The sequence below is a fragment of the Dyella sp. ASV21 genome, assembly GCF_016428975.1.
Lineage (GTDB): Bacteria > Pseudomonadota > Gammaproteobacteria > Xanthomonadales > Rhodanobacteraceae > Dyella.
Genome location: NZ_JAELTT010000019.1, coordinates 46,793 through 72,486 on the forward strand (window position 1 = coordinate 46,793; position 25,694 = coordinate 72,486).

The following is a 25,694-nucleotide window of genomic DNA, read 5'->3' on the forward strand; positions in this document are numbered from 1 at the left end:
ATCCAGCGGGGGTTTGCCCTGATTAACTCAGCACAGGGACCGTGGCGGACCGCGCGGACGAGCGCCAAGCAGCAGCCGCGCATGCCCGTGCGTCGAGGGCTGTGCCAACGGCGCGGAAGGCGGCAGTGCAGCGGCAGCGGTGATGAGAATGACGCCGCTGGTCAATAACGGACTATGCCCCAGCAGTACGCAGTAACCGCATCGATCGAGATGTTCGCCCGGATCGCCGGGTGCGGAAGGCCCACCTGGGTGATGCGTACTGAGGCCGTGCCCGGTGCACCACGCACCCAGATCGGGCGCTATCCATGACGGGGGCATCGCGCGTGAAAGCGTGGGCGCGACCACGAGCAGCCACATGGCGGCCAAGGCCAGCCACGCAACCCAACGTCGCGATGCCACACGGTGTTTCACATCCATCCCCGATACATCAAGCCTGGACCCGGCTCCAAGGATGATCGCACGCTCTCCGCATCGCGGCACAGAGCTTATCCCTGCGGCATGACGCCACGGGGATAAGGTCAGTGGAAGTCACGAGAGCGACTATCCAGGGAGCCGAGCAGCTCGCTCAAATCCATCAGGCGATGCGCGATCAGATGGCTCACGCCATCCACCTGTTCCCACTTGCCATCCACGGCGAGCAGGCGCGACTCCAGGAACACCCGGCGCTGGCGCTCGGCCACGTGGCTCCACACCACGACATTGATGGGGCCGAACTCATCCTCCAGGGTAATAAAGGTAACGCCACTGGCGGTTTGCGGACGCTGTCGCTGGGTAACCAGTCCGGCTGCACGCACATGGCTGGCGTTGGGCCGGCTGTGCAGCGCACGCGAATCCACACAGCGCGCCGCGCGCAGGCGTGCACGAATCTGCTGCAACGGATGCGGCCCCAGTGTGAGGCCGGTGCGCGCGTAATCGGCCAGCGTGTTTTCCGCTTGCGAGGGTGGCGGCAATGCCACGTCCTCCTCGGCCGGGCTATCGTGACCGAACAAGGGCAACTGCGCCTCGATGCCCGCAATGGCCCAGCGCGCGCGATGACGGTGACCGGCCAGTCCACGCAATGCATCCGCCTCGGCCAGCGCCTCCTGTTGTTGCCGATTCAGTGCGGCACGGGCGCACAGATCCGCGACATCGATAAAGGCCTGCCGCTCGCGGGCCGCCACGATGCGTAGCGCGACATCCTCGCGACAACCGCGCACCTGGCGAAAGCCAAGCCGCAAGGCGAATCCGCCACGCGAGGCGGCGTCCGATTCCAGCGTGTTGTCCCAATGACTGTGGCGCACATCGACCGGGCGCACCTTGATGCCGTAACGCTGCGCGTCCTGCACGATCTGGCTGGGCCCGTAGAAACCCATCGGCTGCGCATTGAGCAAGGCACACAGGAAGGTCGCCCGGTAATGGCATTTCAGCCAGCAACTGGCATAGACCAGCAGTGCGAAGCTCGCCGCATGACTCTCGGGAAACCCGTACGAACCGAAACCCTTGATCTGCTCGAACAGGCGCGCGGCGAACTCCTGCGTGAAGCCATTCTTCAACATGCCATCCATCAATCGCCTGCGATGGATTTCCATGTCGCCATTGCGTCGCCATGCCGCCATCGAGCGGCGCAATTGATCCGCGTCACCCGGCGTGTAATCGGCCGCCTCGATGGCGAGCTTCATCACCTGCTCCTGGAACAGCGGCACACCCAGCGTGCGCTCGAACACGCTGCGCAGCTTCTCCGAGGGATAGGTCACCGCCTCCTCGCCGCGCTTGCGCCGCAGATAAGGGTGCACCATGTCACCCTGGATGGGCCCCGGCCGCACGATCGCCACCTGGATCACCAGATCGTAGAAATTTTCCGGGAGATGACGCGGAAGCATCGCCATCTGCGCGCGCGATTCGATCTGAAACACGCCAATGGTGTCGGCGCGCTGGATGAGCTGATAGGTATCGGGATCTTCCGGCGGCAAGGTGGCCAGGGTGAGGTCGCGCCCATGATGGGTACGCAGCATGTCCAGGCATTTACGGATGCAGGTGAGCATGCCCAGGGCGAGACAATCGACCTTGAGCAACCGCATGGTATCCAGATCATCCTTGTCCCACTGGATAATGGTGCGATCCGGCATGGCCGCGTTCTCCACCGGCACCAGATGCGACAGCGGCTGATCGGAAATCACGAAGCCACCGACGTGCTGGGAGAGATGGCGAGGAAAGTTCCGCAGCTCGGCCGTCAATGCAAGCACGCGCCGTAGCAGCGGGCTTTCCGGATCGAACCCGCGTTCGCGCAGGCGATCTTCCACCGGATCGTCACCGTCCTGCCAGGCGAAGGTGCGCGACAGGAGATCGATCTGGTCCGCCGGCAACCCCAGGGCGCGGGCGACATCGCGTACCGCGCTGCGGCCGCGATAGCAGATAACGGTGGCCGCGAGGGCGGCCCGTTCGCGCCCGTATTTCTCGTAGATATGCTGGATCACCTCCTCGCGCCGCTCGTGCTCGAAATCGATGTCGATATCCGGCGGCTCGTCGCGCTCGACGGAAATGAAGCGCTCGACCAGCAGAACGGTCTTGTCCGGATCGACCGCTGTTACGCCCAACGCATAACAGACCGCCGAATTGGCCGCCGAGCCGCGCCCTTGGCAAAGGATGTCTTTGCTGCGCGCAAAGTTGACGATCTCCTGCACGGTGAGGAAGTACGACTCGTACTTGAGTTGTGCAATCAAACTCAATTCGTGGTCGATCTGCCGCGCTACTTTCGGCGGCGTCCCCTGCGGCCAGCGCCGGCGCTCGCCTTGCCGGGTAAGGTGGCGCAGCCAACTGGTCGCGGTGTGCCCTTCGGGTACCAGCTCGGCCGGATAGCGATACTGCAGATCGGTCATGGCGAAGCGACAACGCTCGGCGATGCGCAGGCTCTCGGCCATCAAATCGGGTGGATAGATGGCCGAGAGCGCCTCGCGCGTGCGCAGGTGACGCTCCCCATTGGGAAACAGCAGGCCACCGGCTTCCGCGATGGTGCAGTGGTGTCGCAGCGCCGTCATCACGTCTTGCAAGGCGCGCCGGCGACGGACATGCATATGCACATCGCCCGCCGCCACCATGGGCAAATGCAAGGTGTCGGCCAGCGCCTGGCGCTGAGCCAGACGGCGCGTATCGTCCGGGCCGTGATGCAATTCCACCGCGATCCACAGGCGCCCACGGAACAGGCTGCGCATCCATTCGCCATGCTCGACCTGCGGCGTCTCCTCCGGCAACCACAAAGCCAGGGTGCCAGGCAGTCCATCGGCAAAATCCGCGCGCGTCACGCGATAGATGCCTTTGCTCGCGCTGCGCCGGCCACGGGTAATGAGCGCACACAATGCTCGGTAGCCCGCCACATCCTCGCACAGCAGCACCAGCTTTGGCCCTTGCTCCACCTGGAATTCCGCACCCACGATGAGCGCCACACCGGTATCGCGCGAGGCCTCGAAAGCGCGCACGATGCCTGCCAGTGAGCATTCGTCGGTGATCGCCAGGGCGCGATAGCCACACGCTTTCGCGCGCTCGAACAACTCCTGCGCACTGGACGCGCCGCGCTGGAAGGAGAAATTCGACAGGCAATGCAGCTCGGCGTAGTCGTTCATGCGAACCACCCGTGCAACATCCAGGCGCCCTGCTCGCCCGGTGCGCAATACATCCACGCGCATTGTCCTTGCGCGGTACGCGCCACGTAGTAATCGCGACGCAAGTCGCCGCCATCCCACCAGCCTGTTTCGATACGCTCCGGGCCCGCCAGTATCTCCGGCGATGGGCCGCGCCAGGGGCACGGCGTATCCAGCAGCCAGGTGGGGCGCGGCAACACCGGCAACTGCGCCGGGCGCACGCCGGGCGCACTGGTCTGGGCAAACTCCGGCCGAGGATCAAGCGTGCGGCGCAACTGCTGGATCGCATCCTCGCCCAGTCGCGCACGCAGGCGTTCGCGCAGTTGATCCAGCGGCATGGCGTTGGCTGGCCGGCTATCGAACAGGTCACGCCCCGCGGGTACGAAAGGCGGCAGCTCCCGCGCGATCAAGCGCATGGCCAGCACGGGTTGCGCCAACACCTGGCGCTCCAGGCGTCCACGCGCGCAGTCGAACAGCAGCGTGGCGTCGCGCCCGGCGGACAACATGCCCACTGCAACGCGCGTCGGCGGACCGTGGCAATGCTCCAGCTCCAACTCGAAGCGCTGCACACCGCCGTCGCGTCCGGCCAGATATGTCGCCAAGTCGGCAGTCAATCGACGCAGCGGAAATACCAGCGCCTCGACATGCTCGATTTCGTGTGTCCACTCCATGCGCTGTTCGAACGTGTCCGGCGGACGATAGCTCTCCATGGGCGTGGGTTCGTCGCCGGTGAGGCGGTCGAGCAAGGCCAGCAACTCACCACCAAAGCGGCGCTGCAAGCCTGCGCGGGGCAGTTGCAGCAACTGCCCCAGCGAACGGATACCCATTGCCGGCAAGGCCTGCGCCACCTCGGCGGGCAATCGCGCCTGCCCAATGGCAATTGGCGCCAGCGCATGCCGCAAGGCATCCGGCGCCTCCACGGCCAGACCATCATGCACACCGGCCAGCACATAGGCCGCATGCGGCGTGGGCGCCAGCGCAACTCGGTGGCGAAAGCCCAGCTCGCGCAGGTCGGCACGCAACAGCGATTCGAAATGCGGCCACGGCCCGAACAGATTCAGGCTGCGACTGACCTCCAGCACCACCCCGTGCGTGAACAGTCCCACCTCGCCGCTGTAGCGATACGCCCAGGCGGCCAGCAGGCGCTGCCAACGGGCCTCGTCTTCACGGTCATACTCGACCATGGCGAATTGGCTGAGCAGCGCTTGCGCGGCCACCAGTTTCTGTCCGCGATAAAGGCCCGCCGCACGCGCTGGCGGATTGGCTGCATGCACCACGCGCGCTTGCGCCGGACCGCTGACCAGCACCAATGGCTCATGCGCGTCCTCACGTCGCCGGAGGACACCGTCCAGCGCCAGTTGCGGCAGCAATACGCAGGCCCAAAGCATGCTGCTCGCCCCTCACGACCAGCCGGCGGCCAGCGGCACCGCGCTTATCGGTGGGTTGCCGCCACGGCATTTGCGCACCCGCACCTGCAGGGATGCCCCTGCCTCCAGCTCCAGCCGCAAGGCCGCCGGTGACGCCTGCACGGCGTGGCGGCGATCGCGAAACACAAAGGCCAGCGCCTTGCCGGTATCGGCGGCCACCTGCAGGCGGCGCAGCGCGCGATCGTCAGCGCCGTGCGGCCACGCCAGTACCGCAGCGCAGCTGCCCGAACGCAGGCATTGCTCGGCAGCCCACAGCACATCGCGCTCGCCGGCCTGCACGATATCCACCTGCGACATCACCACATCGCGCGCCTCCCAGCCCGCCACACAAGGCAGATAAGGCGGAGCAATCACCATCACCTGGCGCGCGGCACGACTCAATCGCGCCACGGTGGGCAGCAGCAATTGCAGTTCACCGATGCCATCGGCTGGCAGCAGGATTTCGGTCAGCGCATGCTCGGGCCAGCCGCCGCTGGGCAGCACCGCGTCGAGCTGGGACCAGCCGGTGGGTTGACTGCCGCCGGGCGCGGGCGTGGCGCGGCCATGCCAGACCTGGCGAGCATGGATCAATGCATCGAGCGCAAGGACCTGACCCATGCTTCATCGCCCTCAGCGCAGCGTGCGCAGGCAACGGGTAACCACGCCCCAGATCGACAGGGTCTCGCCGTCACGAAAAACGATCGGCTTGAAATGCGCGTTCTCCGGCAGCAAGGCCACGTGGCCATCTACCTTGCCCAGTCGTTTAATGGTCAGCTCGCCATTGACCACGGCGACCACGATGTCGCCCTGGCGCGGTGCGAGGGCGCGATCCACCAGCACCTCGTCACGGTCGAAGATGCCGGCACCGATCATCGACCAGCCGGACACACGGATGATGAAGGTGCTCGGCTCGTGCCCGGGCAGCACCAGGTGCTCGTTGAGGTCGACGACCTCGTCCACATCGTCAGCGGCCATCGACGGCACCCCGGCCGGCACGCGGCTGAGAAAGGCCGTCAATCCCACCGTGGAAGGCGTTAACGACAGCGGACGCGGCGCCTCCAGCGAGGCGCCGCCGCGATAAGCATCCAGATAGGCCAGCACCGCCGGCACCTGACTCTCCGGCACACGAATGCGCTGACTGGGCTCGCCAGCCGGGCGACCAGCGCCAGGGCGACTTCCACCGTGCTCGGGAGGGGACATAACCGTCATCTTGATTATCGGGACGACAATCAAGATACCACCATCACCATCTCAAGAGATGAGATACGTGCCGCCTGCGAGTGGCGCCAGACGCCGGAAACGGTTGACATCGCGCACGCTCAAAATGAGAATTGTTCTCATTAATAACCTCGCCCCCCCCGGCGAGGCCAAGGAACACAGCCCAGTGATCGCCCTTTGCGCGCTCCTGCTCACCGCAGCAGGCGCAGCCCTTATCTATCTTGCCAGCGCACACCAGGGTTGGCGTGCCAAACCGCTGCCGGCGACAGCGCGCCTGGCCGGCTGGCTCGCCGCGGTGACCGGCTGCGCCGCATGGCTACGCGCGACCGGCACCGGGCCCGGCGTGGCCGCCGCGCTCAGCACGCTGATGCTCGCCTGGATCGTATTGCCCTACGCGGCATGGTGGCGCGCTGCCCGTAAGCAAGTCAGCACGCCATGATCGCCCGCTGCCTCGCCGGCACCCTGCTCGGCTTTCCGCTGGCCGCCGCCTTGCTGGCGCTCGCATTGCACTGGCTGCCCGAGCACGGCGCGGCCTATGTGGTTCCCGCATTGATTCTGTTTTTTCCGCTTTGGACGGCCGTCATGGTCGCCACCTACCTGTTCCGCAGCGGCACTCACGCCTGGCTGACGCTTGGCGTGGCCAACGCAGTCACCTTCCTGGCGCTTTGGGGCGGTCGCGGCATGGGCGCCTGAGTACAGGGATGTCGCCATGAAGTCCGCCACCATCCGCATCTATCAAGCGGTACACACTTGGACCGGCCTGCTGGCCGGCTTCTTTCTCTTTGTGGCGTTCTACGCGGGCGCGCTGACGGTGTTCCATGACGACATCGCCACCTGGCAGAACCCGCCGTGGCGCAGTGCCGTCGATGCGAATGTGTCCGTGAACACCTTGATCACCCGCTTGCTCGATCGCCACGCCGCCGCGCGCGATGACTTTGGCATCGTGCTGCCGACCGATGGCGCTCATGCCGCCTACGCATACTGGCAGGAGCAAGGCGAAGCCCGTTTTGCCACGGCCAGCCAGCTCGACGCACCGCGTAGCGAGGCCTCCCAGAACGAACTGGCCGACTTCGTCTACGCACTGCACGACTCGCTGGGCTTGCCGGTGATCGGGCTATACCTGATGGGTATCGTCAGCGTGCTGTATGGCCTGGCACTGGTTTCGGGAATACTGATTCACCTGCCGCAGCTGATCGGCGACCTCTTCGCCATGCGCGCCGGACGTAACCTGAAGCGTTTGTGGCAAGACGCGCACAACGCCATTGGCGTCATCAGCCTGCCCTTCCATGTCATCTTCGCCGTCACCGGCGCGATCTTCTGCCTGTTCACCATCACCCTGATGGCACTCAACACGGTGGCCTTCGACGGCAAGCTGTTCGATGCCTTTGCCAAAGCCACCCAGACCACGCCTGCCGTGGCGGCGGCAGGCAGTCCGGCGACCATGCTGCCGGTGGAGGCCCTGATCGCACGCGCGCGGTCAGAGGCGCTAGCCAGCGGGGTAACCAGCTTCGAGCCCGACTACCTCCACTTCGTGCATTACGGCGACCGCAACGCCGTGGCCGAAGTGCGCGGAGAATCCCAGCACACCCTGGGCACCTACGGCACGGTGGCCATGTCCGCCCATGACGGCACGGTGCTGGCTCGGCATGTAGGCGACCGCTACAGCCTCAACGGCATCAGCTACGCGGCGCTGTTTGGCTTGCACTTCGGCAGCTTCGGCGGCCGCACCGTGCAGTGGCTTTACTTCGCGCTTGGCCTGGCTGGCGCGTTCTTGTTCTATACGGGCAACCTGCTGTGGATTGAGTCGCGCCGCAAGCGCCGCCACCTGGACCAACCACGCCGCACGCAGGTGATGGCACGCGCCACCATTGGCGTGTGCATCGGCACCTGCCTGGGGATTTCAGGCGCGTTCGCGGCCACCTGGGTCGCGGCACGACTGGGCGTGGATGCAGGCCAGCCACAACGCGTGGCGTGCTACGGACTTTTTCTTGCCGCGTGCGCCTACGCGTGTCTTCGCCCGGTGGCACGCGCCACCTCCGAGCTGCTTTGGGCGACCGCCGTGTTGACCGCCTCCGTCGCCGCCATCGACCTACTTACGCAGATGCCCGAACTCACCCAGGCATGGACACCCGCCAGCCGGGCCATCCTGGGCGTGGACCTTGCCGGGCTGGCCTTGGGCGCAGGCTTCGCGCGCCTGGCACGGGCCAGTGCATGGCGAGCCCGACATGGCGACGCCAACAGCGTGTGGGCGGCCCGGCCGAGCAACCTTCAGTAGGCCATGCGCACCGAGTTGAGTCGCGCGGCCATGGGCGCGTCCCCCATCAATGCAATCTCGTCCCACACGGCGTCTTCTTCCCCGTCGGCCAGCAACTGGTAGGCCGTGCGGCCGGCAAAGGCGTTTTGGTGTCGGCACATCCAGCGCACCGCCCGCTGACGGTCGCCCAGGCTTTGCACCAGCATCGCAGCCAGCGTGGCATTACGCTGCTCCAGCGCGCCGAATGCGCGCTCCATCAGATCGTCCCGAAGGGCATTGATCTGGGCAAGCTCCGAGGCGACGTCCTGAAACTTAATCGTCATCTTGCGCATACGTGCACTCCCTCTGCTCGACACGAATCGCTTACGCAGTCCACGACGCCCTCCCGCCCCGGCCAGGGAGGCGCCGACCAACGGTCGCCCTCCCTGCGTCCACGCAAAAGAACTTGGCGAAAAACACCTTCGCAAAGCCGCTTTTGGCGAGCCGATCATGCGCAAGCAAATGCTGATACCGCGTGAAATCCACCACGTCATCAGCTAGGACTTTTGGAGAGCATCTAAAGGCGGTGTTTGCCATGCACGCGCCTTGCCACGGAGCGTGAGGCGCGCCCAAACCTCATGCCGTGCGCGCCAGCCGTGCGCCGTCCCGACGACGACGGCAGGCTGCCGTCAAAGCAGGTTTTCGATGGGAAGCAGGCCGCCCATATTTACCTTGAAGCGGCGCCACCAAGTGGTTTCCGGCGCGTGGTCATAGCGAATGATTTGGCCATCCGCCCCGGTGGCCTGCCAGTACACCGCGCCCCTGGGGTCGAGCCGTACCTGATAGCTGTGCACCGGCTTGGCGGCATCGGCAAAGATCGCCAGGAGTGCCTTGGCCAGCGCAGGCGACTCGACGATCAAGCCATCCTCGGTATTGATGTCGACCGAGCGCGGGTCCAGGTTCATCGAGCCCACGAACGCGTGCGTGTCATCCACCACGATGGCCTTGGCATGCAGGCTGTTGCTGCCCGAGGACGAGCCGAAGAAATGACTGCCGCCGCGACTATGGCGCGCATCGGGCTTGAGCTCATAAAGCTGCACGCCAGCCTTGAGCAAGGCGGGACGATACGAGGCATAGGCCACGTACACATCGCCCGCGTCGGTCGAAGCCAGCGAATTGGTGAGCACTTCCACCGCCACGCCGCGCTCACGCATCCCCTGCAGGTAGGCCACGCCCTTGGTGCCCGGCACGAAGTACGGCGAGACCAGCGTGAGGCGGTGCTCGGCGCCATCCATCCAGGCACGGATCGCCGGGGCCATGTGCAAATCCTTGCTATTGACCTCGGGGTTACCCTTGCCCGGATCGTCCGCCAGATAACTGGCCTGCCCCCAGGCCCAGCCGCTGGAGGGCACCTCGTGGGCCAGGTCACCCACGCGACTCACCAGGTTCTGCGCATAGCTGCCCTGGCTGAAGCTGCGCGCGTGCGCCGCCATGGCTGTGCGCAAATCCTCCAGCTGCGCGGGCGTGGTGCCACGCCGATGGAACGCACCGATGGGATAGGACTGCTCGCTATTCCAGTAGCGATCGAACGCCTGCCCCACTTCGGTGACCACGGGTCCCACAGCGAGCGCGTCGAGATCGCGGAAATTGAGTTCGTTGTTGGCGTCGAAGTATTCGTCACCAATATTGCGGCCACCCACGATCGCCATGGCGCCATCGGCGATAAAGGCCTTGTTGTGCATGCGCCGATTCAGTCGCGAGAAGTCGCCGGCAAATTGCTTACCCATACCCCACAGCGAGCCATCGCGCTCCAGGAATGGATTGAACAGCCGGATCTCGATGTTGCGATGGCCATCCAGGATGCGCAGCACATCGTCGTTGCCCGCCACATGCAGATCATCCAGCAACAGGCGTACACGCACGCCGCGATCGGCGGCGACCAGCAAGCGCTGCGCCAACAGCTCGCCGGTCGCATCGCTATGGAACATGTAGTACTGCAAATCCAGCGAATACCGGGCGCGATCGGCCAGCGCGATACGCGCCAGCAACGCATCGCCCGAGTCGCTGATAAGGCGCACGCCGGACTGCGTGCCATGCTGCGCCGCCATGCGGTGGGCATAGTCCACCAACGGCGCGTCGGCACGCACCGGCAACATGGCGCTAGGGGAGCGCGGGTAATCGGGGCGCAGATCGGAATGGGTGCAGCCGGCGAGCGCCAATAGCCCCAGGCAGGCAAGGCGACGTAGCAATGGACGGGTCATGCGTCCCTCCTTGGAATCGCACTGTGTCCGAGGCCACCCATGCAGGCAAGCCCCGGTGCGCCGACCGGACAAGGTGCCCGGATCTCAGGCATCAACGCCCGAAGGTGATTTCCTTGCCTTCGTGATCGCGATCCCAGCCGCGCAATTCGTCACGAATGTGCGCCACACGCTGGCGACCCAGCGCATTGCGCTCCTCGTCCAGCACTTGGCCGTCCAACAACTCCGCCAGGCGCTGCGCCGTCGGCAGCATGGCGTCCCAGGCATCGAGCGCGGGGATCGGCGCCGGCAAGGTCATGAAGAAGCTCAGGCCCGGCGTACGCAGGGCATCCACCCGACTCAGGTCAAAATTGCCCGGCTTGAGCATATTGGCCACGCTGAATATCGGCCCCAGCTCGCGCTTGCCATCGACCAGGCGGTGATAGATGCCCATGTCACCGAATTCCAAGCCAGCCTTTTCGGCCGCCACGATCAAATCGGCACCATTGAACACACTGCCCTCCCGCGCCACCACGAACAACGTGACGATGCGCTCCACCGGCATGCGCTCTGGGCGACGCCCCACTTCGGAGCGCGGCGGTACGCGCGGTGCCGGCTCAGCCGCAGGGGCTGCGACCGGGGCGGCGGCAGGCACAGGTGCCGGCTCGACCGGCGCGTGTGCTACGGCAGGCTCGGCATGTCCGGTCGCCTGCGCCAGGCTCTGCTCGAACTGCTCGGGCGGCGCACGCAATGCATCCACGATGGAGGCGGCAATGCCCTGCGGCTTGCCGAGAGGCGCCGGCTCCAGCTTGTCCTTTCCGGCGAGCGTGGCGCCAAGGCGCTCCAACTCTTCACGCAAACCCACATCCAGCTCACCTTGCTGCGGCGAGTGGTGGCCCAGCGGGTCCATGTCGAAATCGTCACGCGCACTGAAGGATGGCTCATCCATCACCTCGTCACCGCCCGCTCCGCCAAAGGTCGGCTCGCGACGCTCGCCACCGGGGTTAGGCACCACGCGACGCTTCCCCTGCTCCTTCTTTGGCTGACCGAACAACCAGATCAAGGCAAGCACGATCAGGCCAACGATCAACATCGGAATGCCCACAGCGGGATTCCAGGCAAAAGCGAGTACGGGTTGCGCGGTCATATCAAGTCCTCAAGCTGCGCCCGCAAGTTTAGCTGCTTCGGCGAGATCCACCTGCACCAATCGCGAAACACCAGGCTCACGCATGGTCACACCGCATAGCTGCGACGCGGCCTCCATGGTGGCCTTGTTGTGGCTGACGAAGATGAACTGCACCTTCTCGCTCATCTCCCTCACCATGCTGGAGAAACGGCCCACGTTGGCCTCGTCCAGCGGCGCATCCACCTCATCCAGCAGGCAGAACGGCGCGGGGTTGAGGCCGAAGATGGCGAACACCAGCGACACCGCGGTGAGCGCCTTCTCGCCACCGGACAACAGGGTGATATTGGAAACGCGCTTGCCTGGCGGGCGCGCCATGATCGCCACGCCGGTATCGAGCAGGTCATCGCCCGTCAGCTCGAGGTAAGCATGGCCGCCGCCGAACAGGCGCGGAAACAGCTCTTGCACGCCGGCATTGACGCGATCGAAGGTTTCCTTGAAGCGCTGGCGCGTTTCGCGATCGATCTTCTTGATCGCCGCCTCTAGCGTTTCCATGGCACTGACCAGATCGGCGAGCTGGTTATCCAGGTACGTCTTGCGCTCGCTCTGCTCGGCATGCTCCTGGATGGCCGCAAGGTTCACCGGCTCCAGACGAACGATCTTCTGGCCGATGTCGGTCAGCTGGCTGCGCCACTGGCTGGCATCGGCATCCTGGGCCAGCTCAGCCAGCAGCGGCTCCAGCTCCAGGCCCGAAGCGGTGATGGCCTCGGCCAGTTGCTCGGCACGCAATTGCAGCGCTTGCGCCGCCAGGCGCTTCTGCGACAAGCCCTCGCGCAGGGTATTGAGCCCTTGCTCGATGCGCTGACGCTCCTGCTCCAGGCGACGGAATTCGCCATCGCAGTCTTCCAGGGCGCGACGCGCCTCCACCAACTGCTTGTCCACCAGCAGGCGCTGATCCAAATAGGTCTGGCGCTCGGCCTCCAGTTCGGCAATCGGGTCCGAACCGGCGGCGAGCTGCGCGGTGATCTCGGAGCGCCGCGCCTCGATCTGCCGCAACTGGGTTTCCATGCGCGCCAGCGCCTGCTCCAGCGAACCGAGCGAGGAGCGCTTGGATTCCATCGACAAGGCCAGCGCATGCGCCTGGTCAGCCGCCTCACGCGCATTCATGCGCGCCTCTTCGCGCGCCTCCAGCAAGGCGCGGCGCTCGTTCTCCAGCTCACGGCGCACATCTTCCAGATCGCCCATATGGCCGACTGATTCATCCAGGCGAGCCCGCGCCTCGCGCGTCTGCGTCTGCAACTCGTCGAGCTGGTTGACCAGGTCGCTCAGCTCGCCCGCCACCTTTTCGGAACGGGCGCGCGCCGTTTCCATCTTGCCGCGGTGACTCTGCAACTGGCCGGCCAGCTCGGATTGGCGACGATGCGCGTTGTACAGCTCGCGCTGAGCGTCATCGCGGGCGCGCTCGGCTTCGAACTTGCTCGTGCGCAGGTCATCCAGCGTGTTGGTGGCTTCCTCGATGCGCTCTTCCAGCGCCAGGATCTGCTCGGCCAGCGTGCGCATCTCACGCTCACGGGCCAGCACGCCCACCTGATTGCCTTGTGCACGGCGTACGCGCGCCCAGCCCGGGCCAAGCCACTCACCTTGCCGGGTCATCACCGACTGGTACGGGGCCAGCGCCGACAGACCCGACACCAACTGGTGCGCATGCGTGATCGAATCGGCGGTCAGCACGTGATTGAGGATGGAGATGGCCGCGGCCGGGCCGCGCACATGTGCCGCCAGCGTGCCGGCCGTCTGCGCGCCGCCTTCGGCGCCATCGACCAGCGCAACGTCGGCGCCTTCCAGCGAGGCGAACTCCGACGCCAGGCCGTGAGCGCCATCCACCAGCACGGCATCCAGGTAGCCGGCAAGCGCGGTTTCCACCGCCGTCTCCCAGCCAGCCTCTACCTGCAGCGACTCGCCAAGGCGACGCGACTTGTCCAGGCCCAGGCGAGCCAGCCAGGTACTGGCCGCACTCTCCTCCTGCCCCAGCGCCGCATGCTGCAGGGCCTCCAGGGATGCCTGGCGGCCGCGAGCCGTCTGCAGCTGCTGACGTGCCTCGTTCAGTGCCGCCTGCACCTGGCGCTCTTCGTCCAGCACCTTCTCGTGTGCCAGCTTGTGCTGGTCGAGCAGGCTACCCAGCGACTCTACGCGTTCGCGCTGCGTGTCGTGCTCGATATCGAGCTGCTCCGCTGCCGCGTCCAGCGCTGCCACGTCGGTAGCTTTCTGTTCGGCTTCCAGTGTCTCGCGGCGACGGGCCAGATCCACCGCCTGACGATCCAGGTAATTGAGCTTGGTGCGTTCCACCTCGGCGGCACGGCTGGATTCACCCGCCGTGCGCGTGTGCGTATCCCAGCGCTGCTGCCAATCGGCCAGCTTGGTTTCGCTGTCGCGCAGGGATTCGGCCGTATCGTCCTGCATCTGCTGCAAGGCTTCCAGCTTGGGCTCACCCTCGGCCAGCGCCATGCGCAGCGATTCCACTTGCGCGCGGTCGTTGGCAATGTGGTCGGCCAATTCGGCGTGCTCGCGCTCGGCCTCGACCTGGGCGCGCTGCAGCCGGTCAGCGGTTTCGCGATTGAAGCGCACCTGTTGCTCCACGCGAGCAATTTCCGCACCGACCTTGTAGACCTCGGCCTGGACCGCGTTGAGATGCTCGGTAGCACCCACGTGACGCTCGCGCACGCTTTCCAGCTGCGCCTCGACGTGACGCTGCCCCGCCACCTGCTTTTCGATCTCGATTTCCGCAGCGGAAAGACCGGAGCCCTCGCTGTCGTGCTGGCCCTTGAGCGCGCGGTATTCCAGCGCGCGCAGCTCGGCTTCCTTGCGGATCTGCTCTTCCTTGAGGGCCTTCCAGCGCTCGGCGGCGCGCGCCTGGCGGTTGAGGTGCTCAAGCTGCTTGTCCACCTCGTCGCGCACGTCGCGCACGCGGTCAAGGTTCTCGCGGGTGGATTTGATACGGCTCTCGGTTTCCTTGCGGCGTTCCTTGTACTTGGAGATGCCGGCCGCTTCTTCCAGGTGGGTGCGCAGCTCGTCGGGCGCAGCCTCCACGATCTGGCTGATCATGCCCTGCTCGATGATCGAGTAGCTGCGCGGTCCCAGGCCGGTACCCAGGAACAGATCCGTAATGTCGCGACGACGGCAGCGCGCACCATTGAGGAAATAGGCCGACTGACCGTCACGGGTCACCTGGCGCTTGACGGAAATCTCGGCGTATTGCCCGTACTCACCCTGGATGGTGCCGTCGGCGTTATCGAAAATCAGCTCCACCGTCGCCTGCCCCACCGGTTTGCGGGCATTGGAGCCGGAGAAGATTACATCGGTGAGCGAATCGCCGCGCAAGCGGCTGGCCGCGCTCTCGCCCATCACCCAGCGAATGGCGTCGATGATGTTGGACTTGCCGCAACCATTGGGCCCCACCACGCCGGTCATATTGGTCGGCAGATGCAGGGTGGTCGGGTCCACGAAGGACTTGAAGCCGGCGAGTTTGATCGTAGTCAGGCGCATGCGGGCATCGGCGGCAAAAGGGAAAAGGCCCGGGTGCCCGGGCGATAGGTCACTGTGCCAAACGCAGGGCGGACCCGCAATGCGCGTGACAGATAGGCTTTACCTTAGCACTTACGCGTAAGTCAATGTTATCAAAAGATTTAAGTCAGTCGCTTTTGATCCCGCCCCAATCCGCGGATAACCCGCTCCGACGAAAGCACCCCGTGCAGGCGCACAGAGCCTCACGGACCGCGCCACGCCCAAACGGCAAAAGCGCGACGACGGCACCCCGGACGGAACGCCAGCCAGCGCTGCGGCGCGCTTATTCGCCCGGCGCTTTGGCGTCAATGGAAAGGGCGTGGATGCCGTTGTCCATCAAACCTTGCAGGGCGCTGTAAACCAGGCGGTGCCGCTTGATCGACAGCTGCCCGGCAAACGCCGCACTGACCACGCGCACATGAAAGTGGCCCTTGCCCGCATTGGCGTGCCCTGCGTGCTTGTGACCCTCGTCCAGCACGTCAAGCTCAATGGGATCGAGCGCCTGCTGCAGGCGCTCACGAATCTGCTCCAGCATCGCGGTGCTCATGCGGCCGGCAGTGCCTTGCGGAACGGCTTGATGGAGACCTGGGCGTAAACGCCTGCCGCCACGTACGGGTCATCCTTGGCCCAGGCCTCCGCTTCAGCTTGCGAGGCGAACTGCGCCAAAATCAGGCTGCCGGTGAAGCCGGCCGGGCCCGGGTCTTCCGACTCGATGGCCGGAAACGCGCCCGCCACCAGCAAACGCCCCTCATCCAGCAACTTTTCCAGGCGAGCGATATGCGCCGGGCGAACCGCCTTGCGCTTTTCCAGAGAGTCGGGGACGTCGGTGCCGACAATGGCAAACCACATGGGCAAACTCCTGCGGGGCGAAACGAAAGAGTTTAGCCGACTATGCCGACGCGCATCGCGCCCCGTACGCAGCGCCCCGCTCGGCCATCTTCCACGCCTTGCCGATGCATGGGTATGCTCGCCGCCTTGCCAAGGGAGAAAACCGGTGCGCGAGCTGTATCCCGAGATTGAGCCGTACCGCACATGGCGGCTGGCCGTCGATGATATCCACGAGCTTTACGTGGAAGAGTGCGGCAACCCGCAAGGGCTGCCGGTGGTGTTCCTGCACGGCGGCCCGGGCGCGGGGCTGTCGCCGTACCATCGCCGCTTCTTCGATCCGACGCGCTATCGCATCGTACTGTTCGATCAACGCGGCGCGGGCAAATCCACCCCGCATGCAGACTTGCGCAATAACACCACCCAGCACCTAGTGGCCGACATCGAAGCGATCCGCGAGCATCTGGGGATCGAGCGCTGGGGCGTCTTTGGCGGGTCATGGGGCTCCACCCTGGCGCTCGCCTACGCACAGGCACATCCCGAGCGCGCCTTGGGATTGGTGTTGCGCGGCATTTTTCTTGCCCGCCCGGGCGAATTGCGCTGGTTCAACGAACTCGATGGCGGCGCATCCTGGATTTTCCCGGAGCGCTGGGCGCGCTACCTTGCACACATTCCCGAGAGCGAACATCACGACCTGGTGGAAGCCTACTGGCGCCGCCTGGACAGCGACGACGAGACCGTGCGCCTGGCCGCCGCCATGGCCTGGGGTAACTGGGAGGGCGGTAGCACCACGCTGATCCACGACCCGAACGAACCGGGCAACTTCGACAATCCGCAGGTCGCGATCAGCGTTGCGCGTGCCGAGGTGCACTACTTCCGCCACGCCATGTTCCTGGAGCCCGGCCAGCTATTGCGTGATCTCGGAGCCATACGGCACATCCCGGCTACCATCGTGCACGGCCGCTACGACATCATCTGCCCGGTAAAGAGTGCCTGCGATCTCGCCGATGCATGGCCAGAGGCCAAACTGCACATCGTGCTGGCCGGACACAGTGCTGCGGACCCCGCCATCGTCGATCAACTGGTGCAGGCCACAGACGCACTGGCCGACCGCTACGGCTAGAACAAAAAAGCCCCGGCATGGCCGAGGCTTTGGCATCACGTCATGGTGTGCCGACTTACGCCTCGGGGCGCATGTACGGGAACAGCAGCACGTCGCGGATCGACGAGGCATTGGTCAGCAGCATCACCAGGCGATCGATACCGATGCCCAGGCCACCGGTCGGCGGCAAACCCACCTCCAGCGCGCGGATGTAATCGGCGTCGAAGTGCATCGCCTCGTCGTCACCCGAGGCCTTGGCGTCCACCTGCGCCTGGAAGCGCGCAGCCTGGTCTTCCGGGTCATTCAACTCGGAGAACCCATTGGCGATTTCCTTGCCGTTGACGAACAGCTCGAAGCGGTCCGTGATGCCCGGATCGGTATCGCTTTCGCGGGCCAGCGGCGACACTTCCACCGGATGCTGCGTAATGAAAGTCGGCTGGATCAACGTGTGCTCCACCGTCTTCTCGAAGATCTCCAACAGCAAGCGGCCCCAGCCGAAATCGCCCTTCACTTGGCAACCCAGGCGCTTGGCGTGGGCGGCCATCGCCTCGCGGTTGCGCAGGTCTTCGCGACGAATCTCCGGGTTATGTTCGATCACGGCATCTTCCATGCTCCAGCGACGGAAGGCCGGACCCACGTCGATGATGGTGCCCTCCCAGGTGAGCTGGGTGGTGCCGATCACGCTCTGCGCCGTATCGCGGATCACCGCCTCGGTGAGGTCCATGATCTCGGTGTAGGTGGCATAAGCCTGATACAGCTCGAGCATCGTGAACTCGGGGTTGTGCCGGGTGGACACGCCCTCGTTACGGAAATTGCGATTGATCTCGTACACGCGATCAAAGCCACCAACCACCAGACGCTTGAGATACAGCTCCGGTGCCACGCGCAGATACAGGTCCATATCCAGCGCATTGTGGTGCGTGATGAACGGACGCGCCGTGGCACCACCCGGGATCACGTGCATCATCGGGGTTTCCACTTCCATGAAGCGCCGCGGCTCGGCTTCCAGCCACTTGCGGATAAACCCGATGATCTTGGAACGCAGCGCAAAGGTGCGACGCGCCTCTTCGGTGACGATCAGGTCGACATAGCGCTGGCGATAACGCTGCTCCACGTCCGCCATACCGTGATGCTTGTCCGGCAGCGGGCGCAAGCTCTTGGTGAGCAGGCGCAGCGACTCCACCTTCACCGACAGCTCGCCGGTACGGGTGCGCATGAGCATGCCCTCGGCACCCACGATGTCACCCATGTCCCAGCTCTTGAACGCCTTGTAGGTATCCTCGCCCACCGTGCCCTGGTGGATGAACAGCTGGATGCGGCCGTTGAAATCCTGCATCTGCACAAAGGCGACCTTGCCCTGGTCGCGCTTGAGGATGATGCGACCCGCCACCTTTACGCGGCGACCCTGCGCCTCGATGGCCTCGGCCGTCCATTTCTCGACATCCGCAAACTCCGCCTGCAGATCGCCGGCGAAGGCATCGATCTTGTAGTCATTCGGAAAAGCCACGCCCTGCGCGCGCAGCGCTTTCAGTTTCTCGCGACGCTCGGCAATGAGTTTGTTCTCGTCCTGCGGGACGGACTCAGGAGCGGAGGCAGGAGAAACGTTGTCGCTGGTCATGCGTGGAATTCCAGTGTGTTGATGTTTTGCCAATCGTGGCGGCGCATGCGCGAAACAAGCGCCCCACTTATTAGAACGTCACCCCGGCCAGCGCCGGGGCCCAGTACCTTTGCCGCCCCTGAAGGGCCTGGAACCCCAGCTATCGCGGGGTCACCGGCAAAGCACCATCTAAACCAAGCGCGCGTGAGCGTTATGCATCCACGCGCTTGGCGCCTGCATCCAGGCCCGACTTGAGGCTGGCCTCGATGAATTCGTCGAGGTCGCCATCCAGCACCTTCTGCGTGTCCGAGCGCTCGATGCCGGTGCGCAGATCCTTGATACGGCTCTGATCGAGCACGTAGTTGCGAATCTGGCTGCCCCAGCCGATATCGGACTTGGAGGCTTCCAGCGCATCCTTCTCGGCGTTGCGCTTTTGCAGCTCCAGCTCGTACAGCTTGGCCGCAAGCATTTTCATGGCGCGGTCGCGGTTGGCGTGCTGGCTGCGCTCGGTCTGGCAGGCCACGACGGTATTGGTCGGGATATGCGTAATGCGCACCGCCGACTCGGTTTTATTCACGTGCTGACCACCGGCACCGGACGAACGGTACACGTCGGTCCGCAGATCGGCCGGGTTGATATCGATGTCGATGTCGTCGTCCACTTCCGGCGACACGAATACCGAGGTGAAACTGGTGTGGCGGCGGTTGTCCGAATCGAACGGGCTCTTGCGCACCAGGCGGTGCACGCCGATCTCGGTCTTCAGCCAGCCATAGGCGTAGTCGCCCTCCACGCGGAACGTGGCGGACTTGATGCCGGCCACTTCGCCGCCCGAGACTTCCAACAGCTCGGTCTTCCAGCCACGCGACTCAGCCCAGCGCAGGTACATGCGCAGCAGGATTTCAGCCCAGTCCTGCGCCTCGGTGCCGCCGGCGCCGGCCTGGATATCCACGAAGGCATTGTTGGCGTCCATCTTGCCGGAGAACATGCGCTGGAATTCCAGCTTGGCCACCTTGGCCTCAAGGCTGCCCAGATCGTCGATCACGGACTGCAGGGTGCCTTCGTCATTGTCGGCGGCGGCCATTTCCACCAGCTCGCCGGCATCGGCCAGGCCAGCACTCAGCGTATCGATGCCGCTGACGATGGTGTCCAGGCGGGCGCGTTCGCGGCCCAGCTCCTGCGCGCGCGGCGGATCGTCCCACACGGTGGGGCTTTCCAGTTCGCGGCTTACTTCTTCGAGACGCTCACGCTTGGTGGCGTAGTCAAAGATACCCCCTAAGCGACTCGACGCGGCCCTTGAGGTCCGCAATCTGCGCAAGGATCGGATTGATCTCGATCATTGTGGTTTGGCTTCCAAAGCTTAAGCCCTCAAGGATACCAGAGGACCCCGCCAGCCTGCCAAAACGCCACGGTGACAACCGTTACGTGGTTGGTGCGTTGATAGCGCCGCGGCGCCGCTCAACCGACGGGCCGCGAACCCACGGACCATTCAAGGGAGCCACACGTGCGTCAGGGACACAAGCAAGGAAGGGCATGGACATGGCTCATACTGCTGGCATGCGGGCTGGGCGGCTACGGAAACGCCCACGCGGCACAAACGGGAGCCGCGCCGGACGGCGAGGAAAACCGCGCCGCCGAAAGCGCGGATATCACCGCCATTCTCAAAGCCATGCGAGAGGCCGACGCGTCCGCATTGATGCAGACGTACCAGCAGGCAACCGACCCCATCGTGCACCTGTGGTCGGCCATGGCGTTGGAGCGAGTCCACTTCAACCTGGATGCCGCCAGCGCGGACGCCGAGCAGTGCGAACAAGCCCTGTTCGACAACCACCCCGCCATCGCCCTGGCCTGCGGCCAGTTCCGCGTGGGCAACCTGCGACTGGCCGGCCGGGTGGCTGAGGCCATCGCCGCCGAACGGGCATTGGTGCAGCGCTACCAGGATCACCACGTACCCAAGCAAGTCGAGGCCATGCAAGCCTTCCTCGCCAGCCAGGAGGATGTGCCGCCCCTTCGCTACGAGCTACCCAAAGGCGACGCCACCCTGCCGCTCAAGCAAGGGGCCAGCGTGCCCACGGTAACCGGCCAGGCGAACGGACACGAGGCCAGCTTTATCCTCGACACCGGCGCAAGCGACCTGATTCTTGGCGAGGAAGATGCCCGCCGCTACGGCGTCAAACCCCTGGACAAGCACGGCAACACCAACGGCTGGATCAGCAAGGGCGTGCCAACCCAGGCCGGCGTGCTGGATACGCTGCAACTGGGCGAGATCACCCTGCACAACGTGCCCGTCACCATCGTGCCCAACCCGATCCACCTGATCGGCGGCAACCTGCTGGCGCCACTGGGCACGCTGCGCATCAGCAGCCAGGCGGTTCAGGTATATGGCGCGGACTCCACCGTACCCGCCTGCGACAGCCCCATGCTGACCAGCTCCGCCCTGTGGGGGAATGGTTTGCGCCTGCTGCCCCGGTTGGACGTGAACGGCCAGCCCCAATCCGTCCTGCTGGACACCGGCGCATCCAAGTACCTGCTCGGCACGCGCGCCGCACTGGACCAGGCCACCGCCCTGCATCGTCGCACCAGCCAGCTGCACGACATCGGCGGCAATCATGCCCTGGTCCACGGCGACGCCGCCAAAGTGCAGATCACCCTTGCCGGCCAGCCGTTCGACATGCTCTTTGAGGTCTACACCGACGCCACACAGAATACGCACCCGATCACCCTGGGCGCCGGCGCACTACGCGACATGGACTTCCTGCTGGACTATCGCCATCAGCACCAGTGCTTCCTATTGCACCCGAATCTACGCTGAGGGTGGCTGGCAAAGCCGCGGTGACGCCTGACTTCCCGAACCCGGGGAGTCAGGCGGGCGCGAACGAAACCGTGCCTGCCCACGGTGCGACCGGCCCTTGAATAGCGCGACGGCAATGGAGACGTGGCGCGTCCGCATCAAAGACACGGGACCCCCGCTTTCGCGGGCATGACGGCTGCATTCCATTCTGTCGATGGCTCTGGGCGGATCTTGGCCCGGACATCCCCTCAGGGCGCATGCAAACAAAGCGTCCTCCCCGCGAAAGCGGGAATCCAGCGCCGTTGCATCGCCCCAAAGGAAATCACGTCGCGCGAAACGCAAACACCACCGTTCCGCCCCATCCACCCCGTTTAAGCCAGCGCCTGCTGATGCACCCCCTTCACCGCGCGGCCCGACGGATCGGCTGCGCCGGCAAACGCCGGGTCCCAGGCCAACGCAGCGGGCGACGAGCACGCAATGGATTTGCCGCCCGGCACCGTGGCCGCACACGCCGCCCCTGGGTAGAACTTCTCGAAAATGCGTCGATACAGATACGCCTCCTTGGTGGCCGGCGGATTGTGCGGAAAGCGCGTGGCGGCCGCCGCGAACTCACGGTCGCTCACTGCCTGCTCGGCATGCGCTTTCAGCCCATCGATCCAGCCATAGCCCACGCCATCGCTGAACTGCTCCTTCTGCCGCCATAGGATTTCGTCGGGCAGCGCGCCCTGAAACGCCTCGCGCAACACCGCCTTCTCAATACGGCCCTGCCCCGCCATCTTGTGGCGAGCATCCATGCCCATCGCGACATCGAGGAACTCAAGGTCCAGAAACGGCACGCGCGCCTCTACGCCCCAGGCCATCATCGACTTGTTCGCACGCAAACAATCATAGCTATGCAGCGCATCGAGCTTGCGTACGGTTTCTTCGTGGAATGCCTCCGCGGAAGGCGCCTTGTGGAAGTACAAGTAACCGCCAAAAATCTCATCGGAACCTTCGCCGGACAACACCATCTTCACGCCCATCGCCTTGATGCGACGTGCGAGCAGATACATCGGCGTAGAGGCGCGAATGGTGGTGACGTCGTAGGTTTCGATGTGTCGAATCACCTCCGGCAGCGCATCCAAACCCTCCCAGAAGGTGTAGACAAAACCATGATGCACCGTACCCAGCGCATCCGCCGCCACCTGCGCCGCCGCTAGATCCGGCGAGCCTTCCAGGCCAATCGCAAACGAATGCAGGCGTGGCCACCAAGCCTCCGCGCGATCATCCTCCTCCACGCGATGCCGCGCAAAACGCGCCGCGCACGCCGCCACCAACGAAGAATCCAAACCACCCGACAACAACACGCCATACGGCACATCGGTCATGAGCTGGCGGTGCACCGCTTGCTCAAAGGCCCCGCGCAATTCGTCCGCCGATACCTGGCGCCCCTGCGTGCCCACATAGTCGCGCCAGGGCTTGCGGTAGTACTGACGCAGCTCGCCATCCGCGCTGTCGTACACATACCCCGGCGGAAACGGCGCCACGTCCTCGCACACGCCCACCAAGGCCTTCATTTCCGAGGCCACACACAACCGACCTTGCGCATCGTGCCCCCAATACAGCGGACAAACCCCCAGCGGATCGCGCGCAATCACGTAACGTGACGCCTCGCTATCCCACAGGGCAAACGCAAAAATGCCATTGAGGCGCGCCACCCATTCCACTGGCGATGTTTGCTCGCGATACAGCGCGTTGATCACTTCGCAATCGGAACCCGTGGTGAAATCGTAAGCACTGGCGGCGCGCAGTTCGCGGTGATTGTAGATCTCGCCATTGACCGCCAGTGCCAGCTCACCATCGCGCGAACGCAGCGGCTGTGCACCACTCGCGGGATCGACGATCGCCAGGCGCTCATGCACCAGGATCACACCCGCATCGACAAACACCCCACTCCAGTCCGGGCCGCGATGACGCTGGCGCTGAGACAACTCCAGCGCCAATTGGCGCAACGCCGCCAGGTCATCGCCGGGCTGCAGGTCGAACATGCCGAAGATCGAACACATGACACAGATTCCTTGTTGGCTTTTCGTGTGCGAAAAAACAAAAAGGCCCGCTGGGAGCGGGCCTTTTTGCGTGTGAAAATGAAGACTGTTGCTTACACGCTGGCCCACCCGTGGTCGCGGGTATTGTTATTGGCGTTATTGTTGTTCAGCGCACGCACGCACTCGCCCGCCATCGCGGAAGCGACGGTCATGGCAGCAAGGCGAGCAGAAAACGAAGTCATGGGACCGACTTCACCACAGCGCGGGCGCACTGACAAGTACCCCTGAAAGTTTCAAGTGTTCCCATTGTTCGGTTCCGCCCGTGGCTCACGCATCCAACTCAACGCCACCTCGTAGTCGTCATTGCGGAACACGCGAAACTGCGCCGGCACGGCGAAACCCATCGCCAATGCGGCGGCGCGCAGCCAGGGCACATCAGTCACCAACGCCACCCGATCCCAGCCGCTGAAATGGCGGAAGCCCAGCATGGCGTCCTCCCACATGGCGCCCGGCGCAAAACCGGTGAACTCCGGGCCTACGTGATACAGCAGGCGCAACTTACGCGTGATCGCAAAGGCCGCCTCCACATCCGGCACGATCACGCGCTCGTAATCCTCTGCGGTTACTTGCCCCTTCGCACGAAAACCCAATGCGCCTGGCGGCAAATCCTGTATCTGCTCGATCATGACCCGTGCTCCTCGGTAACTCAGCGCTGTATCGCAAACAGCGTGTTACCGAGGCGTCATGACGCGAATCGGCGCAACGCGCGCAGCCACGCCATTTCTGCCGCAGAGCGACACATGCCGCCGTGCAAAGGAAATCCATCCGCGTCACGAGACTGTCAATAACATCCAGGCGCATAAGTTTTGCGTTGCCGAAAATGCATATTTTCCTTAACCGCATGCGAACAAGGCCGTCGATAGGCTGAGCCTCCCGTAACCCACCGAGGATGCATATGGATCCGATGACCCTAGATGCACCGCTTGCCGCTACGGCCACGCACCCCGACGCACCGCGCGTATCGCACGAGCCCGTCGACGGCTACGTACTGAACCCCTGGTCGGGGCTCTACCAGGAATCCCATGCCACCTATCAGGAGCGATTGCGCGCCCTGACGGAGCCCCACTAAAACCACAAACCCCGCCTTGCGCGGGGTTTTGTTTGAGGGGTAGGCAAGCATAGCTGCCAGGTCATTAGTGTCGCCGGGTGTCAGTCTGCGCCCGAATACCGTTCAACATGATCTCCGCCTGGATCTGCCCTGGTATCGCCGTCTCGCGGAACGCGCGGCCCTCCATCGTGTCCAGCAAGGTGGCATAGCCGTACAGCCACGCGCGCCAGTACACCGACTCGCCACGATCGAATACCTCACAGTAGACATCGATGGACTCGCCACTCTCGTCGATCAAGGTGAAGTTCATATCCATGGCGGTGGCTCCTCAAACACACACCAACCCCACGCCACGCCCTGTACGGGCTGGCGCTCCCATAGGCCACAGCGCAGAACGGGGACCGTTTGCTGTTCCGTAACCAGAGCAATCAAGGAGCGTGCCAGCCAACGCCACCATGCTTAATGATTGACGCCGCGCGTTTCAGTTCGGTCACGCCCACCAACAACAGCACGCGTGACGCGTGAATAACCTTGCCGCTGCCTCAAACGATCCCAAACACTTACGTTGGATCGAGCGGCGTGAGGAGCGTGACGCCGCTGCCCATCTGGTGGATCTGGCCATCCGCCAACGCATCCGTCGAGCCCGCCTGACTGCCAACGGAATCTGCCCACGGAATATCTTCCTTGGGGCCAGGAACATAGGCCATCTGACCTGCGTACGAACTTTGTGGCCAATCAGGCAGTGAGTTCAGCGGGGATGATATCGGGTTGGGACCAGTTTCGCCGGATGGTGGCCGGCGGCTTATAGCCATGCGAGCTGTGCGGTCGCTGCTCGTTGTAAAACCGCCGCCATCGTTC

General features: G+C 64.5%; 25 protein-coding genes. 6 read left to right on the plus strand and 19 right to left on the minus strand.

Going from position 1 to position 25,694, the window contains the following annotated elements:
* Positions 1-27: 27 nt before the first annotated feature.
* The 5 genes from JHD67_RS08835 to JHD67_RS08855 all read right to left on the minus strand — a co-directional run bounded on the left by JHD67_RS08835 (position 28) and on the right by JHD67_RS08855 (position 6,229).
* A complete protein-coding gene (locus tag JHD67_RS08835) occupies positions 28-399 on the minus strand; it encodes a DUF2946 domain-containing protein (RefSeq protein WP_199098808.1) in 372 nt (123 codons plus the stop codon).
* A gap of 119 nt (positions 400-518) precedes the next feature.
* A complete protein-coding gene (locus JHD67_RS08840) occupies positions 519-3,596 on the minus strand; it encodes an error-prone DNA polymerase (protein ID WP_199098809.1) in 3,078 nt (1,025 codons plus the stop codon).
* The gene (locus JHD67_RS08845) at positions 3,593-5,002 is read right to left on the minus strand and encodes a DNA polymerase Y family protein (RefSeq protein WP_199098810.1); all 1,410 of its coding nucleotides are present in this window, start codon (positions 5,000-5,002) and stop codon (positions 3,593-3,595) included. The genes JHD67_RS08840 and JHD67_RS08845 overlap by 4 nt, the downstream gene beginning before the upstream one ends.
* A gap of 12 nt (positions 5,003-5,014) precedes the next feature.
* Entirely contained in the window at positions 5,015-5,638 is a 624-nt protein-coding gene (imuA, locus tag JHD67_RS08850; RefSeq protein ID WP_199098811.1) for a translesion DNA synthesis-associated protein ImuA, read from the minus strand.
* A 12-nt stretch (positions 5,639-5,650) separates the two neighbouring features.
* Entirely contained in the window at positions 5,651-6,229 is a 579-nt protein-coding gene (locus JHD67_RS08855) for a S24 family peptidase (RefSeq protein WP_233171745.1), read from the minus strand.
* 175 nt (positions 6,230-6,404) lie between these two features.
* Between JHD67_RS08855 and JHD67_RS08860 the strand changes: the two genes are divergently transcribed.
* From JHD67_RS08860 to JHD67_RS08870, 3 genes are read left to right on the plus strand one after another with little or no spacing between them, the layout of a single operon-like run.
* On the plus strand, positions 6,405-6,677 hold the full coding sequence (locus tag JHD67_RS08860) for a hypothetical protein (RefSeq protein ID WP_199098812.1): 273 nt from the start codon (positions 6,405-6,407) through the stop codon (positions 6,675-6,677).
* Positions 6,674-6,931 carry a hypothetical protein gene (locus JHD67_RS08865; protein ID WP_199098813.1) on the plus strand — a complete coding sequence of 86 codons (258 nt, stop codon included), beginning with the start codon at positions 6,674-6,676 and terminating at the stop codon, positions 6,929-6,931. The genes JHD67_RS08860 and JHD67_RS08865 overlap by 4 nt, the downstream gene beginning before the upstream one ends.
* Before the next feature lie 16 nt (positions 6,932-6,947).
* Positions 6,948-8,513 carry a PepSY-associated TM helix domain-containing protein gene (locus JHD67_RS08870; protein ID WP_199098814.1) on the plus strand — a complete coding sequence of 522 codons (1,566 nt, stop codon included), beginning with the start codon at positions 6,948-6,950 and terminating at the stop codon, positions 8,511-8,513.
* On the opposite strand, the gene JHD67_RS08875 is transcribed toward JHD67_RS08870, so the two are convergent.
* From JHD67_RS08875 to JHD67_RS08900, 6 genes are all read right to left on the minus strand, one after another.
* A complete protein-coding gene (locus JHD67_RS08875) occupies positions 8,507-8,824 on the minus strand; it encodes an antitoxin Xre/MbcA/ParS toxin-binding domain-containing protein (protein WP_233171746.1) in 318 nt (105 codons plus the stop codon). The genes JHD67_RS08870 and JHD67_RS08875 overlap by 7 nt on opposite strands.
* A 336-nt stretch (positions 8,825-9,160) precedes the next feature.
* The gene (locus JHD67_RS08880; RefSeq protein ID WP_199098815.1) at positions 9,161-10,732 is read right to left on the minus strand and encodes a phospholipase D family protein; all 1,572 of its coding nucleotides are present in this window, start codon (positions 10,730-10,732) and stop codon (positions 9,161-9,163) included.
* Between the two features lie 91 nt (positions 10,733-10,823).
* Entirely contained in the window at positions 10,824-11,855 is a 1,032-nt protein-coding gene (gene zipA, locus JHD67_RS08885) for a cell division protein ZipA (protein ID WP_199098816.1), read from the minus strand.
* Positions 11,856-11,864: 9 nt separating this feature from the next.
* Positions 11,865-15,374: a chromosome segregation protein SMC gene (gene smc / locus JHD67_RS08890; RefSeq protein ID WP_199098817.1), complete on the minus strand. Its 3,510-nt coding sequence runs from the start codon at positions 15,372-15,374 to the stop codon at positions 11,865-11,867.
* Positions 15,375-15,675: 301 nt separating this feature from the next.
* Positions 15,676-15,939, minus strand: a complete 264-nt coding sequence (locus JHD67_RS08895) for a BolA family protein (protein WP_199098818.1) — start codon at positions 15,937-15,939, stop codon at positions 15,676-15,678.
* Positions 15,936-16,241, minus strand: a complete 306-nt coding sequence (locus JHD67_RS08900) for a YciI family protein (RefSeq protein ID WP_199098819.1) — start codon at positions 16,239-16,241, stop codon at positions 15,936-15,938. Before JHD67_RS08900 ends, JHD67_RS08895 begins: the two co-directional genes overlap by 4 nt.
* 145 nt (positions 16,242-16,386) lie before the next feature.
* On the opposite strand from JHD67_RS08900, the gene pip reads away from it, so the two are divergent.
* Positions 16,387-17,340 (plus strand): prolyl aminopeptidase, encoded by a 954-nt coding sequence (gene pip / locus JHD67_RS08905; RefSeq protein ID WP_199098820.1) that lies wholly within the window; start codon positions 16,387-16,389, stop codon positions 17,338-17,340.
* A gap of 55 nt (positions 17,341-17,395) precedes the next feature.
* Here the strand turns inward: pip and lysS are convergent, their stop codons facing one another.
* Complete coding sequence (gene lysS, locus JHD67_RS08910; RefSeq protein ID WP_199098821.1) at positions 17,396-18,937, minus strand: lysine--tRNA ligase; 1,542 nt, start codon at positions 18,935-18,937, stop codon at positions 17,396-17,398.
* 190 nt (positions 18,938-19,127) lie between these two features.
* Positions 19,128-20,253 (minus strand): peptide chain release factor 2 gene (prfB, locus tag JHD67_RS08915; protein ID WP_199098822.1). Its coding sequence is split into 2 segments (ribosomal slippage): positions 19,128-20,177 and positions 20,179-20,253, totalling 1,125 coding nucleotides; the frame shifts between segments, so codons are not numbered across the junction.
* 164 nt (positions 20,254-20,417) lie between these two features.
* Here prfB and JHD67_RS22890 point away from each other — a divergent pair.
* The gene (locus JHD67_RS22890) at positions 20,418-21,725 is read left to right on the plus strand and encodes an aspartyl protease family protein (protein WP_199098823.1); all 1,308 of its coding nucleotides are present in this window, start codon (positions 20,418-20,420) and stop codon (positions 21,723-21,725) included.
* Positions 21,726-22,075: 350 nt separating this feature from the next.
* Here the strand turns inward: JHD67_RS22890 and asnB are convergent, their stop codons facing one another.
* From asnB to JHD67_RS08930, 3 genes are all read right to left on the minus strand, one after another.
* Positions 22,076-23,749 carry an asparagine synthase B gene (asnB, locus tag JHD67_RS08925; RefSeq protein WP_199098824.1) on the minus strand — a complete coding sequence of 558 codons (1,674 nt, stop codon included), beginning with the start codon at positions 23,747-23,749 and terminating at the stop codon, positions 22,076-22,078.
* A gap of 92 nt (positions 23,750-23,841) precedes the next feature.
* Complete coding sequence (locus tag JHD67_RS22620) at positions 23,842-23,970, minus strand: hypothetical protein (protein WP_255557157.1); 129 nt, start codon at positions 23,968-23,970, stop codon at positions 23,842-23,844.
* Positions 23,971-24,021: 51 nt separating this feature from the next.
* Positions 24,022-24,414 (minus strand): STAS/SEC14 domain-containing protein, encoded by a 393-nt coding sequence (locus tag JHD67_RS08930; RefSeq protein ID WP_199098825.1) that lies wholly within the window; start codon positions 24,412-24,414, stop codon positions 24,022-24,024.
* Between the two features lie 269 nt (positions 24,415-24,683).
* Between JHD67_RS08930 and JHD67_RS08935 the strand changes: the two genes are divergently transcribed.
* Positions 24,684-24,857, plus strand: a complete 174-nt coding sequence (locus JHD67_RS08935) for a hypothetical protein (protein ID WP_199098826.1) — start codon at positions 24,684-24,686, stop codon at positions 24,855-24,857.
* Positions 24,858-24,921: 64 nt separating this feature from the next.
* On the opposite strand, the gene JHD67_RS08940 is transcribed toward JHD67_RS08935, so the two are convergent.
* From JHD67_RS08940 to JHD67_RS08950, 3 genes are all read right to left on the minus strand, one after another.
* Positions 24,922-25,152 (minus strand): hypothetical protein, encoded by a 231-nt coding sequence (locus tag JHD67_RS08940; protein WP_199098827.1) that lies wholly within the window; start codon positions 25,150-25,152, stop codon positions 24,922-24,924.
* Between the two features lie 244 nt (positions 25,153-25,396).
* Positions 25,397-25,543, minus strand: a complete 147-nt coding sequence (locus tag JHD67_RS08945) for a hypothetical protein (RefSeq protein ID WP_199098828.1) — start codon at positions 25,541-25,543, stop codon at positions 25,397-25,399.
* A 28-nt stretch (positions 25,544-25,571) separates the two neighbouring features.
* Positions 25,572-25,694, minus strand: a 123-nt coding sequence (locus JHD67_RS08950) for an integrase core domain-containing protein (RefSeq protein WP_199098829.1), incomplete at its 5' end; no start/stop codon positions are given.